The sequence below is a fragment of the Pedobacter sp. AC402 genome (assembly GCF_979252805.1).
On sequence record NZ_CEEDAI010000009.1, the window covers coordinates 792875 to 810616 of the forward strand.

A 17742-nucleotide genomic window follows, 5' to 3' on the forward strand; every position below is an offset into this window, starting at 1 on the left:
TGGATAGTGTTAAAGTGGATTTATTCGAATCCCCACGCTCCGCCGAGGTATCAAAACCTAAAAAAGCCTGGAATCGCAAGATTTCAGGCTTTTTTTTATTGGTAAGAGCTTTTATACTGCAAATAATTTACTGTTACAGTACACCTGTTATTCGATATACTTTGGTAAACCGAAACTTGCCATCAACCGAAACCGGTATCATTAATTTATCCTTATCTTGTGTAAAATCCGTTTTCTTATCGCTTCCCAAAGCCTGTACAGTAATTACCCTGTGCTCATCAGCGTTAGCTTTTAAGCCCAATGAAGGAATTTCTATCTTGCCATTTACTGGGTTTAACACAAAAACATACAAGTTTTTGCCTTTGGTTGTAAAGCGGACCTCATTATGTGTATAAGGCTGACTGGCGATGGTACGCTCATTAAAATCATCGCTTTCCTGCTTTTTATTGGCTTCTAAATCTGCATTGGTTATATTTTTTTCTTGTTTACCACCATGCAGGTTATCGCCATACATTTTCCACGGTTTGCTTGCATAAATGGCTTCTTGGTTTATGTTAATCCATTTGCCAATGGTGTCCAATATCAATTTATGATCAGCCGGGATACGCCCATCGGGAAGCAATTCTACATTGAGGAGTAAATTGCCATTTTTACTAATAATATCACTTAAAGATTCGATTACCGTACGGGCATTGTGCCTTATCGGCTCATCGCTTTTGTAAAACCAACTGCCAAAAGTAATGGTTCCCTGCCACGGGTAAGGCAAAATTTCTTTCGCGCCCCCCCGCTCAATATCTTTTACGGTAGAGGGTTCATTGGTAAATTTACCGGCAACAATGGAGGTTACTTTACCATGCTCGCGCAAACTTTGGTTAAAATAATAAGTACACACCTCTTTACCATAATCGCCATACGGAAAGCCATAGCCATCAAACCAAAGGAAATCGGGCTTATACTTGGTAACCAGTTCTTCGGTACGTTTTACATAAGTTTCTTTAGCGTTTTTAATCCATTCAGGTGTACGTTTTTCTGGCGGCAATCCATATAAATCTGCCGGATCAAGCCCTTCCCACCATTTACCTTTTCCATCAGCCTTAGTCATCCAGCCATCGTATTTTACACCTTTTTTTGCGCCTGAGGTATCGGCACCAAAAGCAGTTTTCCACCAATCCAGGTACCTGTCATCGTGAGAACTTACGCCAAATGGAATACCGTACTTTACTGCCGATTTTTGAAACATACCAATCAGGTCTTTTTTAGGACCAACGTTAACCGAATTCCATGGCTGATAGGTTGAAGCAAAATTATCAAAATGATCATGGTGATTGGCCAATGCCACAAAGAACCTGGCACCAATACCTTTAAAGTATTTAAGCAGCTCATCGGTATTTAATTTATCGGCTTTCCATTCGTGAATTACATCTTTAAAGCCTTTTTCTGTTGGATGTCCGTAGGTTTTAACCTGGTAAGCATACGCTTTTTTCCCCCAGGTCTCTTTACCTACATTTTGCATGTACATGTGCCTGGCATACCAGCCTCCGCCTTCGGCCGGTTGAGTTTGAGCGCCCCAGTGCACCCAAATACCAAAGCGTGCCTCCTTGTACCATTGCGGAAACTCGTAATCTTTACGAAGCTCCTCCCAGGTTAGGTTTTTCTGTTGCGCAAATGCAATGGTTTGCATTAATAACAGGCAAAAAAGTAAATAAAATTTAGTTTTTGGTTTCATTTGTGGTTTGGTTATAGTTAATGTGCATTTAATATGCTTTTGCTTTAAAGTTCTGCCATGTATTTTTGGGCGTGCCCCCAAGCTGCGCAAGGGGTCGGGCTATGCGCTGCAAGTCCTCGTTCGTGCCTCACTGTGGGCTTTATGCTGCTATCCCTCACGCTTAAAAAGCATTAGCATTAAATATTTATGGACAGAAAAATGTTTACTTCTCAGTGAGCAGCTTCTTAACCAATGGATATAAAGCATTAGCCCAGGCATTGTATCCATCAAGTAGTAAATGAATGCCATCCGGTCGGTATTTTAAAGGATCTAAATCGCCATTGGGCAACATAAAAGGAGCAGAAATCGACTGGTAGGTATAGTGTTTGCGGGGCAGTTTGGCAAGTAACCGATGAACTTCCTCATATCTCCTTCTCCGTTCATCGTCTTTTTTTAAGCCTACAGGTAAAGGCCCCAACAAAAGCACTTTAGTTGAAGGCATATTTTTGCTTGTCCATTCTGTAACTTTTTTTATTCCTTCTACGATCTCCACAGGGCTATCGCCTGCCGAAATATTGTTTACACCAAGCATCACCACCATTACCTTTGGTTTGGCTTTGGCATAGTTGCCATTTTGTAACCGCCAAAGAATATTCTGTGTTTTATCGCCAGAAATGCCGGCACTTTCCCATTTTAAGTTCACAAAAACACTATCAAAAACTTTAAAGCCAGGTTTATAGGTTACCGAAGTTCTATGTCCGCCGGTACCCTGCGTAATCGAGTTGCCTAAAAAAAGAATATCAAGATCTTTTTCTACCTCAAGCAAACTGTCTATATTCTGAAATTGAGCCCACCAGTCTTTGCCCGGAATCCATCCCGCACCCGATCTATATTCTGCCCCAGGTGCAGCAATGGCCGCAAAATTTACCTTTTGGCCTGTTGCTTTTAATATAAAATTGGTAATCGGCGTTGGGTTTTGCAAACTATGCGGATGATGGTTAACACCCGGTTTATGGATCACTACAATATCGCCGCCATTTGCTTTTATTTCCTGTTCAAACGGCGTGGTATTTTCGGCAATTGGCACTACATCATCAGCATCACCAACAACATGCAGCATCGGAAAGCCAAGCCTGGCAATTTCTGCGGCATGATCTAAGGGGCTGTTTTTAAAATTGTTCGCCTGCTCTTCGGTAAGGTTATAATCTTTCTTAAAATCTTCCCAAGGTTCACGTGCGCCTGCATTTCTTTTTTTGCCGGGCCAGCTTTTCAAATCAAGCACTGGTGCATCGGCATATATACAGGCCACTTTATCTGGGTTGGCCAATGCCCAGTTGTATACATACACACCGCCACGGCTCATCCCTTCTAAAGCTACTTTTTTAGCAAGGCCGTAACTTTGCATGCGGCTGTAAAATTTATCCCATAAACTTACTGCTGCTGTATTTCCAAAAAGTTCTGCCACATCGCAGTAAGCAATATGGAAACCGCGTTCCAGTAAAGAAATATCGGCCTGAGGCTCATGCCCCCAAAAACGTGCACGCCACACCCACGGATGGCCTTTGGCCACTACCCTTGGCTTAACTACTTTACATTTCCTACCGTTTAAAGTAAAATCGGAGCATTCGTACCCATAAAAATTACTGAGGCTGGTTACCTCTTTTATTTTGGCTGATATGTCGAACTTTTGATCAGCATTGAATTTAACGGTTTCGTAAAGCCTTGAAGCAATTACTGTTGCCCCTAACGATGTTGGATGTATTTTATCGGATAAAAGATCGGGCCGCTCAATAAACAGTGGAAACAGATTAACCACTTCCAATTTTTCTTCAAAGGCCACATGCTGAATCATCGGGATGATATTCTTTTGCAGTACCGCATTGTAAATGTGGTTGGTATCTGCCAAAAAGCAGGGTAGCGGCAACAACAGGATAATACGGGGTTTTGTAGGTAAATTTCTAAAACTGCTGATCAGTTCTTTATAGGTACTTTCAAATTCGCTGTAACGGCCCCTGTGTGCGGCTTTACTATCATTTGTACCCAATTTAATCAGCACTATATCCGGTTTGCTTACCAGCGCATCTGCATACTCTTTTGTTTTCCAATATGGGTTAACGGTGTTTTTTAACAGGGTTGCACCGCTATGCCCAAAGTTATTTACTTCGTAACCATTGCCCAGCATATATTGAAGCTGCGCGGGATATGAATTTTTTTCGCGGTTTACGATATCCATTCCATAGGTAATACTATTGCCTACACAGGCAATTCTGATTTTCTTCTGGGCAGCCAGGTTAAGGCTGAACGTAAATAAGAGGATTACGGTAAAGATGTTTTTTTTCTTCATTTTCAAATTCATATTCTAGTTGGCTTTTGGCCATGCTACAGGTTTATTATTGGTTTTATATATAGGCATTGGGGCTTTCCATATTCTTAACTGGTTGCCCAGCGCATTTATTAATTCATTGGTTTTTATGGGGTTATTAACCGATAAATCCCTGGTTTCACCAATGTCATCAGCCAGGTTATACAGTTCTGCTTTACTGTTGCGCAGGTTATAAACCAGTTTCCAGTTGCCCTGGCGTATGGCGCTAAAATAGTTTATACCGATTTCGGATAGCTTTTGCCATTTGTTGGGATAATGCCAGATGAGGTTTCGGGTATTATCAGTGAGGCCTGGGTTGTTTAACAAATGCACAAAACTCTTACCATCTACCTGTTGTACCGTTTTATATGTTTTTATGCCGGCCAGCTCCAACAGGGTTGGAAAAAAATCTTCAATAATCACATATTGATTACATACCGAACCAGGTTTAACAACCATTGGGTATTTTACAATCATCGGCTCGCGTATGCCGCCTTCGTAAACAGAACCTTTGCCGGCTTTTAAAGGCAGGTTCTGAATGTGGCTGTCGTTCCCGCCCCTTTCCCCTTTATCGGCAATGCTTAAGCCACCGTTATCGCTCATAAATACAATAACTGTATTTTTTTCGACACCGCGTTTTTTCAGGTAATCCATAATATCGCCCAGGCTTTTGTCCATTCCTTCAACTAAACTGGCGTATTTGGCTTCCACACTATCTATTCCTTTATCCAAATATTTTTGTAAAAATCTTTTATCACCCTGTATGGGTACATGTACTGCATAATGTGCCATGTTTAAGAAAAAAGGTTGTTTATTTTTAATGGGCGCATCGAGTGTTTTTAACGCTTCCAATGTGAGTGCTTCTGTTAAAAAGGTATCACTGCCAAAATATTCCTCCATATCGGGTACTGCTCTTGCAGTGGTTTTGCCGGGAATGTTGCCATAATTCTCCTGAGGCAAATAACTTTGCGGATTACCCGCCGCATGGCCTGCTACGTTTACCATAAAGCCCAAATTATATGGATTAGCACCTGGCGTACCTGCAGCAGCCCAATGTGCCTTACCTACATGAATGGTAAAATATCCGGCATTTTTTAGCAATTGTGGAAACGGCGTGGCATGCAAAGTATGGGCTATCCCTGCAACAGGACTTAAGCCGTTAAAATTCCATTTTGCAGGTAAAAACTGGTCATCAGTGGGATCGGTGTTTTTATCCCGCTCGGTGTTGGTCCAATTGGTAATGCCTGCATGGGCCGGATTTATTCCGGTGAGCATGGCTACCCTACTAGGCGTACAAACAGGTGCGGCATAAGCATTGGTAAACTTCATTCCTTCTTTAGCCAAACGTTCCATATTGGGTGTATGGTAAAGTTTATTTAAGGGTGTTGTTTTATTCCAAAATGGCAGCGAGGTATCCTGCCAGCCCATATCATCAACCAAAAACACAATAATATTGGGACGTTGTGTTTGAGCGCGGACACCCGCTATGCATACGATAAAAATTAATAGGGTTAAAATTGGTTTCATTTTATGCTTATTATATAGGGTACTAATGATGATGGTATTTTTCTTGAAATTAATCTTATTTATTCAATAACCTGTATGGCAACCATTTACAGTGCAACTGATTATTTATAATTCTTGTTGACTTGCTACATATCCGTTTGGCCTTACTACTGTAATTATTGCTTTCCCATCATAATCTTTTTCGAGTTTCATCTTGATTTCTTGTCCAGGGTATAACGTTGGCAAGTTTTGGGGTTTTTGGTCGCTCCAATTATCGGTTCGGCTCGATACATATATTTTATAGCCTTTTACAATGTGTTGCGGCAAACCAATGCTGCCAAAAACAATTACGGGTATAGGTGCTTTTTTATCTGTATTTAATACATTGTTTACCTGTACTTCAACCGGAGATGACAATTCTCTTAAAACTTTCATAGATGGTTTGGCTTTGCCATACATATCATACACACCGTGGATTCGTCTTTTAAATTTGGTAGTATCGCTGGTACCGGGGTAATGGGTTCGATAATCGGTTAAGTCGAAATAAATTGCCCCGTTTACATAGGGTTTACTTTCAAAAACGGCCATATGGTAAATCAAATCTTTAATCCTGCGTTCATCGCCACCTTTAAAATTAGGTTCGCATAAACCAAACTCTGAAATAATAAGGGATTTATCAGGATAACTCATGTGAATGCTATCGAGGTAATTACCAATTTTGGCCACAGGCACCGCCCACCAACTGCCTCCATATTCATTCATCATCAGGTAATCTCCCTGACTGGCACCATCAGGCACGAAATTTTTATGGTTAATAAAACTACTGGTTAGGGTATTGCTTACATAAGCTTTCATTCTTGTTTTATCCAAGTGAGCAGCTTGTTTCATCAACCCGTCAATCATTTCTTTAACATCTGCATCTCTACCTCTTAATTCGTTACCAACCGCCCATGAAAATATACTGGTGTGGTTATAAAAATTATCTACCATATGTTCGAGTTGTTTTAGTGCTATTGCACTAACATCTTTACTGGCAGGAGTTTCAGGGCCCCACAACGGTATTTCCTGCTGTATCAGGATGCCATTCCTATCGCAGAAATCGTAAAACAATTCATCCTGCTGAAAGTGCATGCGTGTAAAAATGGTATTTACGGCTTTTAGCATTTTGCAATGTTTTAAAATTATAGAATCGGGTTCTGCGAAGCCATAATTAGGATCTGAACCTGCCGTCCATTCTGTACCCATTAATTTTATTGCTTCACCGTTTAAAAGTATTTGCCCTTCTTTTATCTGTAAATCTTTAAAGCCAATGCTTGTGCTAAGCTCATCTACCACTTTATTAGCCTGCATCACTTTTACCTGTACTTTGTAGAGGTTTGGAAAATCAAAATGCCAGGGGTTCACTTTTGCGAGATCTACTTCGGCTATAGCCTCATTGTTTTGCCAGGTTGGTTTTAAAACTTTACTAAAAACCGTATTATTGGTATTTTGATTATCCTCGGTAATTTTTAATTCGTACCGTAAATTATCATTTGGTTTATCAAAACCGAGTTTTATTTTTAAGTGTGCACTGCTATCAGTTGTATTAAATTGAGGTTCGGCATGAATGTAATTCGTACTTGGTTTTCCGCTTACAATAAGGGCCACTTTTCTAATGATACCACCATCATTTGGCCAATCGAAAGAGCTTGTGAATGGCACTTTTTTTTCACTATAAGCATTATTTACAGCTACCGTAATTACATTAGGCTTGCCATAAATAATTTTACCGCCCAGGTTTACCTTGATCTGGTTAAAACCATCACCAATGTTTTCGGCAATCTGTTTGCCATTGATGTAAATTTTCGATGTATGGTTAATGGCACCAAACTGCAACATTACATTTTTATTTTTCCAACTGTTTGGTACATCCAAAGTATAACTATACCAGCCCCAGCCATAATGGTTTTGCGTGGCCACATCTACATTCCAGGTGTGCGGTAGGTTAACCGCAATGGCCTGGGGTAAAACTTTGGTGTTCCAGTTTTGTGCAAGGCCAACACCTTTTAAATCTACAGCGAATTTCCAATTGGCATTAATGGGAATGGTATCCCGTTGTGCAAAAAGTTTAAGGCTAAAAAAAATAGCGATAAAAAGTAAACTAAATTTTATTTTCATATGTGTTTAAATATCCGTTTTGCATCAGCAATAATAATTTCAGAATAGCGCAATTAAGGATTTTTGAATCGGCAAACTCCTGTTTATAAATAATTGAAAAGAATATGAATTTCAATATTTTAAAAGTTGAATAATTTATAGTTTCAACAGCTCGCAGGGTTAGGTAGCCAACTTTCTGAAGGCTACCTCCTGCTGAGAGCGTCTGGCTAATTGCCAAACTGTTTCTTGTTATTAAACGGGTTGATTTTTGATTTTTTACAACAGCCGCTTTAAACGAAATAAGATGTAAGGCCACTGCTACAATAACTAAATGGACTTTAATTGAATAAAATGCGCTTGTTTTCATACTAGTGAAATTTTGCCTGCAAGCCGAACCTTAAGGTATTGGCCAGTGGATTTTTGCTCTGATTACCAATTAAATAGCCAAAATCAAGTGAAAGTGAACTGAATTTGATACCTGTACCAAGTGTGAAGTAAGAATTATTGCCCTTTTCAGGATCCTGATAGTTGTAACCGGCCCTAAAAGCAATTTTTTCTTTAAAGGAAAACTCAAGCCCGGTCGAAATACCAATTTCTTTTAATTCCTCATTAAAACCACCCGGTGCATCAGTAAATGAGCCAAAAATGCCCGAAGGAACAGACCTGTTTGGATCTCGCCCGGCAACGATCTCACCGTTTGCACCATATACAGGCTGTGTTGGAGCCAACATTTTGTAAGTGTCAAAAGCGAAAGTCAGCTTTTTTTCAGTTCCTCCGATACTAAGGGCTGTACCAACCTTAAAATTGGCAGGTAAAAAGTAAGGCTTACTATCTGTACTGTACGAAATTTTTGTACCTATGTTGGTTATAGCTGTTCCAAATGACAGAACAGCAGGATTATCAAACAAATAGATTTCTTTTTTATAAAGCCCGGATACATCCACTGCAATTGCCTTTCCTGCTTCCCTATCTGCAACCCCTTGCCCAAAAAGATTGCTGTTAATAAACCTGATATTGCTACCGAGTGAAAATTCATTACCAAAACTTCTTGCGTAACCCAAATCAACAGCAAACTCATTCGGGTTGGAAATCCCGGAGTTCTGCATATTATTGTCGCTAAACTGTACCTCACCAATCGCGAAATAACGCAAAGAAGCAGTTATGGTGTTCCGTTCATTTATTCTGTAATATCCGCTTAAGTAGGACAGTGAAATGCCCGAGGCAATACTTTTTAACCACGGACTGTAAGAGAGGGCTACTCCCAATTGCCGATCGGGGAGAAATGCTATGGCAGCTGTATTGATTGAAGGTGAATTTGCATCGCCATCCATGGCTACACCTGAATTTCCCATACCACCAGATCGGGTTTGAGGGGTAATTAAAAGAAACGGCACCGCAACAACTACATTGTTTTGCCGGCTTCCATCGGGTTGAACACTGTTAATGGCTTGCGCACATAAATTATGATGAACAAACATCAGCACCACAATGAATACAGCAAAGTTGAGGTTATTCTTTGCGGTGTATAAAAACTTTGCAAATAAGCCACGAAAGCACCTTACATTCTGATTTTTCATTTATATAAAATTTAATCAATCACCTATCGAATAAACAGTTAAATAGCGGTTCCATCTATTAAGAGGAACCGCTAGGTATGGCTTTTATTTTTTTATAATCTTCAATTGCTTTTCACCATTCGCATCCTTTACGCGGAGGATGTAGAGTCCAGGAGTTTGATTGGCAAAATCTATGGCAACTTCATTTGCTCCCTTTGCCAACTGTTTCTTAGTTTGATAGATTTTTTGGCCTTCACTGTTGAAAACTAAAATGGTACTGCTGCTCTCCGCGTTTTTGTAGATGTAAACATTCAATTGGCCATCAACAGGATTAGGATAGGCAGTAATTTTTTCTGTTCCTTCACTAATTTCGCTTAATTCTGAAATTTGCTTTTTATCAACGCTCATCAACGCTGTGGTACAGCCGCTTAAATTATTTGCTTGTCCATCGGTAACAAAAGCCCCACTGGTTACTGTACCGGCATATGTAGTACCTAAACCTGCACTGGCTACTAAAGCAGGGTTATTATCGCTCATTGCCCAATAGAGCTGCAAATTGGCAAAATCAGGATGGCAGCTGCCAAGAACTTTATCTTTCCAGGCCACAATTGTAGCAGCACTAAGGGTGCTATTCCACACGCGAACCTCATCTGCAATACCATCCAGTGCTGAGCCAACAATAAAAGGCGCACTGTTTGAGTTGGTAACCGCAGGGATGGTAGCCCCAAATGTTAATGAAGTTTGTACACCATTAATGTACAGTTTTAAGCGATTGGCATTTCCGGTTTGCGTGCCATCATATGTCATTGCAAAATGATACCATTGGTTAGCTACGATTGTACTGTTAGGTGTAAAGCCATAACTATTTCCTCCGTTTGATACGTTGGCATAAATCTCATTGTTTGGCCCAGCTTGTAAAACAATTCGGTTGTTCACATCCAGCATCTTAAGAAAGATATTACTCCATTTATTTACAGAACCAAATTTTACCCAGGTTTCTACACTAAATTTATTTACGGTATTTAATTGGGTTAAATTGCCAGTAGAAACATTTCCATTCGAAAGCTGTAAACCCTTACCAGCGGCCAGCGTTGGCAATCCTTGGTTTTTCCAGTAAAAAAGATCAGCTACGCCTCCGTCTAAAGTATCTAACAGGGTGTATTTTGACCCCGACACTGGCGTTAGTTTTATCATTTCTGCAATACCGGTGTTCTTACTTACCCGATATAAAGTATCCTTTGGATTGGATCCAAAATCGATACTTAAAGCAATTTCTTGTCTTACTAAATTTGCTTTACCTTGCACCGTATCTACGCTGTTGTTACCAGGGCCGTTTGGCTTAGAAAGGCCATTTAAAATCATAAAATACTTTGTATTCTTATTCAGTACAGGGGCCATGGTAATGCCTGGTGTGTTGGCTATGCCAGCTACAGGTTTAAAATAACCGATTAAAACATCACCTTTTAAACCATTGTTAAACGTACCAAGATTGGTTGCAGTGATGCCAGTTACATATGGATCTGCAGTGGCCGACCATGCTGCAATATTATTTGGTTTAACATTTGTACCAGAGGTATTTTGCCCCTGAATAAACCGCACATCGCTAGTGCGTAAACGAGATAAGTGTGGCGAAAGTTTACTCAACTGTTTACCTAACTTCGCAAATTGATAATAAATTGGAGTTGGACTAGAAGTTGCGCTGTTCCAAAACAGGGGGTGATAAATCCATACATTTACCCATTTTGCACCTAAAGTTAAGTATGCAAATGTATTGAGGTTAACCTCTGACTCCGATGGTCTGTAGGCTGCAAAAGTACCTTGCGTATCGCCTGAAAAAGCTTGCACATAGCCTCCAAAAGGTATCGGTGCATTTCCTGTACCATCATAACCACCCAATGCCCAGGAACGGTACATTGCCATATCTTGAAAAAGACGCGTATAAGTGTTACCAGCTTTGGGTGCCGGACCAAAAAGATAATGAAAGTAGTACATGTCAAAGGTAAGCATATCAGGTTGGGCCGTTTGCATGTAAGTTTTCGTCTGGTCATATGTCCATTGGAAGAAAGACTGGTTGGTATGAAAAAGCACATTAGGGTATTTTGCCCTGATAACATCAAACCAGCCTTTTGCATATCCAGTATTTGTAGTACTATAAGGCTCTTCATCTCCAATGCAAAAGCTATATGCCTTATCAATATTTGCGGTTTGCAAAGTATTTAAAAAGCCATTGCTTTGCTCAAAGGCCGATGGGCCTCTATCAACTACCTTTGCAGGATAAGGTGGTTTAGCGCCTTTAGCCATCCCCCACCACAGGTTTGGATCCTGTTTATGAACTTCATAATTATAAGTGGGAACTTCGAAATAGGTGGGTGTAATATATGCATTGCTCAATTCTGTAGCAGAGGGAATATGTGTTGGCCCTGTTGTTGGCTGCACGTAATGTGATACTCCGGCTTGTGCCATAGCACTTGCCAGCGTGGTACCGGCAAATGCCGCATCCGTAACAAAGAGGTAGTAGCCTTTCATTCTAGAGCCACAGCAATCGGTTCGATTCCAGATTACTATAGAATCTATCGCCACCGTAGCATTTAAATCTACCTGCCACCAAGGTTCCATTTGTGCATAACCCTCTATAGTTTGAGTTACAGAGTTGGCGGCAAAATTTCCATTCGTATTGCCATCAACTGCCAATCCACTCAAACCTCCCGCTGCCCCGTTAGAAGATTGTTGCGTTACTTTACCAAGTGCAACGTTTACACCGCCACTAAAAACCTGTAATTCGGCAAGAGATAAAACCTGGGTGTTCGACAATTGAATGCGCACATATTGCCCTGTTCTGCCAATATTTATTTTCTGCCTGACAGGTACTTGTATGCCTTCACTGGCATGGTCATTTCGAACCCAGCTGGGATATTGTATCCCCTTTTGGATAAAGAGTTTTTCTTGCCTGGACATGGTTTGTGCATTAGCAAAAACCGATAACATACACAGGTACACTGAAATGCATATTGCAATTGTGCCTGACTGGTTACTTTTAAATTTCTTTTTCATTGTTAAAGGATTGAAAAGCATTATAATAGCTTCACCTTTTTCACATTTCTTTTTAACTATTAATACACTTAAAATTTAAATTTATTGATTTGGTTAGTTGAACGATTAGCAATAAAAGCGGCCAAAGCACGCTAAAAAAAACTGGCAGAAATAAAATTAAGTTCAACAGCCAGGCTGTATAATACAACCCGACTGTTATGAACTTATTGAGGCATCGTAATTAAACCTGATAATTTTGCAAATTATAAACAACTAAAATAATAGCATCTTACCAAGTCAACTATCCTACCTTTATGTATACTTAGAAATTTGGTCCTCCTTTATCCCACCACACCCGGGTTCCGCCGTTATCAGGGCCACCAAGTAATGCCAAACCGCTTTTAACACCATCAGGATTACCCAATAGTTCTGATTGTGCATAAGGCAATCGCCTGATCTGAATTTGTGTATCAATGGTTCCATTACTAAAATTGCGGGCAACAGGGAAAATTTTTGGATAACCTGTACGGCGATAATCAGCCCAGGCTTCATATCCGTCAGGGAAAACGGCCAGCCATTTTTGAACAATGATGCGCTCTAATTTTTCTTCCTGGCTGGCGGCATCATCCCATTTTATGGTAATTGCCGACATTGCAGGGATGTTGTTAGCAGTATTAATCGGATCTACATAATCCTCCTGTTTAGCAGTTGCATCATTTAAATACCCACCGATAGCTACTCCCCATTGCTCCATTGAAATTTGAATCCCATTTTCATAATTGGTTTTGGCATCACCTGCACCAGTCCAACCCCTTAAGGCTGCTTCTGCTTTGAGGAACCACATTTCTGCGGCATTCATTTCCATGTGCGGAGCATACTGGGTATAGGTATCGATGTAATTATATGCGGTAAAAGTTCTATAATCACCTTTACTAACATCTGCCCCTAAACGGATACCCGTATACTTACCAGCAATAGCGGCCTGTGTAGCAGGTAATACCATTTTGGGTGCTCTTGGATCGTTATAACCACTTAAATAGGTACCAAATGAGGCATTTAGCATATTATCGCGGTTATAAGCAAAGGTAACCAGCCAATAATCGTTCTGTTTTCCGCTTGTTAAAACTGCATTATCAGTATTTGCAGCTATAATACCTTCTGGTGCACTTAAGGCAATTTCTCCCTGCGTTTTTGCTAAAGCCGGATCTATTTTGGCCAATCGCATGGCTAAACGAAAACGTAAAGAATTACCGAATTTTATCCATTTAGCCAAATCGCCACGGTAAATAAAATCGTTATTGCCTATTCTGTTTTTAACCGGGGCGTTACTCGTCAGGTAGGTACGCATGTTATTCAAAGCAGTATCAATTTGCTTAAAAAATGCACCATAAACCGTTTTTTGGTCATCGTATGGAATTGTTTTGAATGAGGTACCCGTTTTTGTGTAAGGAATTGGCCCAAATTTATCGGTTACCCTTTGCATAGCCTGTACCTGCATTAGCAAAGCCACTCCCCAAACATCAGGTAAAGTTGTACGCGCCCCTGCATCGGCTATCTTTTTTATTGGTGCCATTACCTGCACGTACTGTTCGGTAAAAGGCCTGTCGTTCCAACCGCTTACCAGCGAATAGTTTAAATTATTGAAACCACCGGCGAAGTTTGTTGGCGACATCATGTAACCCGCATAAGCATCGGCACTTAAATTTTGGGTAACCTGAAAACTAGATAGTAAGCCAACCTGTATAGGCCCAATTGCACTTGGCACCAAGCGTAATGATTGTTCATCACTTAGTGTCAATGGAGGTGTGTTAAAATCTTCGAATTTTTTGGTACAGCTAAACAGCATGCAGAGCAGTACAATACTGCATAAGATGTATTTTATTGAATTATTTTTCATCTTCTTATTCTTAAAAAGTTACATTTAAATTAAAACCAAGGTCGCGGGTGGCTGGCATGTTAAAAGCATCAACACCAGATAAACCATTACCGGTAGACATGGTTAACTCCGGATCATACGGTGCCTTTTTATAGAAATAGAAAAGATTTCTGCCCGTTAACGATAACCTTACACTTTTGAAAGCACTATTTTTAATGGGAAGGTTATAGCCTAAAGCAGCTTCGCGCATGCGCACAACGGTAGCACTGTACATATAAGCGCCAGACATGGCACCTCTGGCACCAATGGTAGAATAATACGTTTTTGGATCTAAAGTGGTAATGGCCTGCCCGGCACTGTTTACCGCATTTACCGTAACGCCGCCATTATCTCGCGCTTTACCACTTTCTTCAGATACGCCCAATAAATCCATATAAGATTGTGTGATAGACATTACCTGCCCACCGAATTTTCCATCAACCAATACGCTTAAACTGAAATTTTTATAATTAAAGGTATTGTTCCAGCCAGCCTGAAATTTTGGATTTGGATTACCAACGTATACTGTTTGTGGAGATTTTAAAGGCCGATAAGGTTCTGTAGTGCCATTGCCTGATAACTTTATCCGGCCTTGTTCGTCGTAAACAAAGGTTTGGGCATAAATATCGCCATATGAGCCACCTTTTCTAACTACTGAGCTATAACCATAAGTATCGCCGGTTAAAGCAAACTTAGTGTCATCGTCAGGACCATTAACTTCCAGGATTTTATTTTTATTAGCTGATCCGTTGATGGAAGTCGTCCAGCTAAAATCTGGTGTTAGCGAAGCATTATAACCTAAGATAAACTGATAACCAGCATTTTGGATTTTCCCTGCATTGTAATAAGCGGTACCATAAAGTGTTGGTCCTACTGGTTTATAGGCAAAATATTGATTAACGGTATTGGTTTTATAATACGTAAAACTGACACTCAACTTATCTTTAAAAAACCGTAATTCGGCACCGGTTTCAAAAGTTTTGGTACGCTCAGGTTTTAAGGTAAACTCTGCGCTGTTGGTATTAAATTTAAGTGCCCCTTGTGCGTTAATGGTGTTTAAGAAACGGGTAAGGTAGGATGGTAAAGTATTACCCACCTCAGTATAAGACCCTCTAACTTTTGCAAAAGAAATAAAATCAGGCATTTTAGTCATCTGTGATGGCACAAGAGACAAGCCTATAGAAGGATAATTATAATATTTATTGGCGGTAAAAGCCAGCGTAGAAGACCAATCCTGCCTAAAAGTTGCCGTTAAAAAGGCCCAGTCTTTATAGGCTAAATCTAAATTGGCAAATGCAGCCTGTAATTGTGTGTGGCTTAAAGATGTAGTACCAGGATTAAGTACCGGTAATGTGCTCGTTGCACCTGGAGCAATATTTTGCGATGGCTGCGCTACAATGTTGCTGGCTATAAAATAATCAGGAATAAGCAAATTTCCGCCCATAGACATTCCTGTACTCGCATTGTCGGTGATACTGGTACCAATTAATCCACCGATCTTAAAATCCTGTAAGTTTAGCGGGATTTTAAAATTAGCAATCGCATCGGCATATTTTTGAATCTGTGTGCTGTTACTAATCGAGTAACTTCCGTTACCTAAGGTATTGAGGCCTAAATCACTACCCTGGTATTTTTTACTTTCAGCATCATCAGTAGTACGGTCTATATTCCCTCTTACCTGCAGGTTTAACCAATTGGTAAAAGTATATTTTACACTACCGGTAAGTAAATATCGGTTCCGCTTTACTACATTAGGCTCATTATTGAGAACCCACCAAGGGTTTCCTGGTGAAAATCGCCACCTTTAGTTAGCCAATATTGTCTGTTTATTCCCTGTAGCGCAGTATTATAGTAATTTTCCCGGTATGGCGTAATGTCTATATTCCGTGGAAATAAATAGAGCGCCAATAACGGGCTTGGGTATACCCCGATTGGCGGCTTGTTATTAATAATCTGATTGATGTAATTTAAACTGGCATCAACTGTTAACTTACCATCAAAAAAATTTGCTGTTTCGCGCAGATTTAAATTGTGGCGGCTCAGTTTATTGGTTGGTGTAATGCCGTTTGCAGTAGTATTTGCATACGAAATATAGGTTTGTGCTAAATTATTACCCGCAGAAAAATTTAGCGCATTGTTAAAATTATTTCCAGTCTGAAAATACTGATCCACGTGGTCGTAACTGGTAGTTGTAGCCGCCCCCCAACTGGTAATATCGCCACTTGTTTGCGTGGTTAGCGCACCATAATTATTTTGAAATTTTGGTCTGTAAGCTGTTTGGCTCAACTGATAAGAGGAATTAAAGTTAATTTCGGCCTTACCAACTTTTCCCTTTTTAGTTGTAATTAAAATTACGCCGTTTTGTGCCTGGCTACCATAAAGTGCCGAAGCAGATGCACCCTCCAGGATAGAAATACTGGCTATATCTTCAGGATTAAGGTTTGAAATACCATCGCCACCATCGCTTACACCGCCGCCATAAAGATCAACCGGTTGGCCGCCACTGGCATTTAACAATGGTACACCATCAATTACATATAAAGGCTGGTTATTGCCATTTACAGAGCGATTACCCCGCAAAGAAACCTTTGCAGAACCACCTACTCCTGATGTACTCGAAGAAATGGTAACACCCGCAGCCTTACCACTTAATGAATTGATAAAATTATTTTGCTTAACGGTGGTTAAGTCTTCTGCTTTTAAGGTTTGTACATTATAAGAAAGCGACTTGGATGCGCGCTCCACCCCTAAGGCGGTAACCACTACATCATCCAGCTTTTGTGCTGATGGTACCAATGCAATTGCAGTAGAGCCAACATCGCCAGCTGCTATTTCTTTAGTTTGATAACCAATATAGCTAAAAACTAAAACCGCAGCATTATCTTTAACCTTAATGTTAAAATCGCCGTTGGCTGTAGTTGATGTTATATTTTTTGTGCCTTTTTCGGCTATGGTTACCCCTGGAATGGTTTGGCCTTTCTCGTCAACCACTTTCCCTTTAACTGGAATGTCAAACATTTCACCAGCCAATTTATTAACGGTCACATTTTCCTTTACTTTTAAAAGAACGGCGCGGTCTTCTACCTTATAGGTAATGGGCTGATTAACAAAACAGATTGCAAGAACATCTTCTATGCTCGCATTTTTCACATTAATGGTTACAGGATGTGCACCCTTTAAAACTTTATTATTGTATAAAAAATCATAACCACTTTGTGCGCTAATTGCAGCCATAATTTGGCGTAGCGAAGCTTGATTTTTGTTTAAGGTAATTTTTTGCGCAAAGGTAGATGCACTAACCTGCATTATTAAGGTGATGAGCAAAAAAGCAGTTAATTTCATAACCAGCAAAAATTTTTGATGGAAAAGGCGATAACATCCATGCCTAGATTGTAAGTTTAAATTCATAAATTTGAATTGTTGGGTTTAGTTAATAAATGGTTCAAGTCATTTTATTCCGGTTTTCCGGAAAGGGTAAACCCTCCATCCGGTTGAAGGTGTTAGCGCACTTTCAACCATTTTTTGGCTTACC

At 40.1% G+C, this 17742-nt stretch carries 10 protein-coding genes; all 10 read right to left on the reverse strand.

Annotated elements, in window-relative coordinates; translation table 11 throughout:
• Positions 1 to 133: 133 nt before the first annotated feature.
• Complete coding sequence (locus AC0IWE_RS14380) at positions 134 to 1726, reverse strand: alpha-L-fucosidase (RefSeq protein WP_471793584.1); 1593 nt, start codon at positions 1724 to 1726, stop codon at positions 134 to 136.
• A gap of 202 nt (positions 1727 to 1928) precedes the next feature.
• Entirely contained in the window at positions 1929 to 4049 is a 2121-nt protein-coding gene (locus AC0IWE_RS14385; RefSeq protein ID WP_471793585.1) for a GDSL-type esterase/lipase family protein, read from the reverse strand.
• Positions 4050 to 4064: 15 nt separating this feature from the next.
• A complete protein-coding gene (locus AC0IWE_RS14390) occupies positions 4065 to 5594 on the reverse strand; it encodes a sulfatase (RefSeq protein WP_471793586.1) in 1530 nt (509 codons plus the stop codon).
• Between the two features lie 105 nt (positions 5595 to 5699).
• Entirely contained in the window at positions 5700 to 7730 is a 2031-nt protein-coding gene (locus tag AC0IWE_RS14395) for a glycoside hydrolase family 2 protein (RefSeq protein ID WP_471793587.1), read from the reverse strand.
• Positions 7714 to 8076, reverse strand: coding sequence for a hypothetical protein (locus AC0IWE_RS14400; RefSeq protein WP_471793588.1), 363 nt, complete (start codon positions 8074 to 8076; stop codon positions 7714 to 7716). Before AC0IWE_RS14400 ends, AC0IWE_RS14395 begins: the two co-directional genes overlap by 17 nt.
• A gap of 1 nt (position 8077) precedes the next feature.
• On the reverse strand, positions 8078 to 9286 hold the full coding sequence (gene porV, locus AC0IWE_RS14405) for a type IX secretion system outer membrane channel protein PorV (protein ID WP_471793589.1): 1209 nt from the start codon (positions 9284 to 9286) through the stop codon (positions 8078 to 8080).
• Between the two features lie 84 nt (positions 9287 to 9370).
• Positions 9371 to 12316: a LamG-like jellyroll fold domain-containing protein gene (locus tag AC0IWE_RS14410; RefSeq protein ID WP_471793590.1), complete on the reverse strand. Its 2946-nt coding sequence runs from the start codon at positions 12314 to 12316 to the stop codon at positions 9371 to 9373.
• 301 nt (positions 12317 to 12617) lie between these two features.
• On the reverse strand, positions 12618 to 14192 hold the full coding sequence (locus AC0IWE_RS14415; protein WP_471793591.1) for a SusD/RagB family nutrient-binding outer membrane lipoprotein: 1575 nt from the start codon (positions 14190 to 14192) through the stop codon (positions 12618 to 12620).
• Positions 14193 to 14202: 10 nt separating this feature from the next.
• On the reverse strand, positions 14203 to 15654 hold the full coding sequence (locus tag AC0IWE_RS14420; protein WP_471793592.1) for a SusC/RagA family TonB-linked outer membrane protein: 1452 nt from the start codon (positions 15652 to 15654) through the stop codon (positions 14203 to 14205).
• 302 nt (positions 15655 to 15956) lie between these two features.
• Complete coding sequence (locus tag AC0IWE_RS14425) at positions 15957 to 17552, reverse strand: SusC/RagA family TonB-linked outer membrane protein (RefSeq protein WP_471793593.1); 1596 nt, start codon at positions 17550 to 17552, stop codon at positions 15957 to 15959.
• Between the last annotated feature and the right edge of the window lie 190 nt (positions 17553 to 17742).

Excerpts from the sequence above, each read along its gene's own strand:
- AC0IWE_RS14390 (WP_471793586.1), bottom strand. The coding sequence starts at position 5,594 with ATGAAACCAATTTTAACCCTATTAATTTTTATCGTATGCATAGCGGGT.
- AC0IWE_RS14380 (WP_471793584.1), bottom strand. The coding sequence starts at position 1,726 with ATGAAACCAAAAACTAAATTTTATTTACTTTTTTGCCTGTTATTAATG.
- porV (WP_471793589.1), bottom strand. The coding sequence starts at position 9,286 with ATGAAAAATCAGAATGTAAGGTGCTTTCGTGGCTTATTTGCAAAGTTT.
- AC0IWE_RS14395 (WP_471793587.1), bottom strand. The coding sequence starts at position 7,730 with ATGAAAATAAAATTTAGTTTACTTTTTATCGCTATTTTTTTTAGCCTT.
- AC0IWE_RS14400 (WP_471793588.1), bottom strand. The coding sequence starts at position 8,076 with ATGAAAACAAGCGCATTTTATTCAATTAAAGTCCATTTAGTTATTGTA.
- AC0IWE_RS14425 (WP_471793593.1), bottom strand. The coding sequence starts at position 17,552 with ATGAAATTAACTGCTTTTTTGCTCATCACCTTAATAATGCAGGTTAGT.
- AC0IWE_RS14420 (WP_471793592.1), bottom strand. The coding sequence starts at position 15,654 with ATGGGCGGAAATTTGCTTATTCCTGATTATTTTATAGCCAGCAACATT.
- AC0IWE_RS14410 (WP_471793590.1), bottom strand. The coding sequence starts at position 12,316 with ATGAAAAAGAAATTTAAAAGTAACCAGTCAGGCACAATTGCAATATGC.
- AC0IWE_RS14385 (WP_471793585.1), bottom strand. The coding sequence starts at position 4,049 with ATGAAGAAAAAAAACATCTTTACCGTAATCCTCTTATTTACGTTCAGC.
- AC0IWE_RS14415 (WP_471793591.1), bottom strand. The coding sequence starts at position 14,192 with ATGAAAAATAATTCAATAAAATACATCTTATGCAGTATTGTACTGCTC.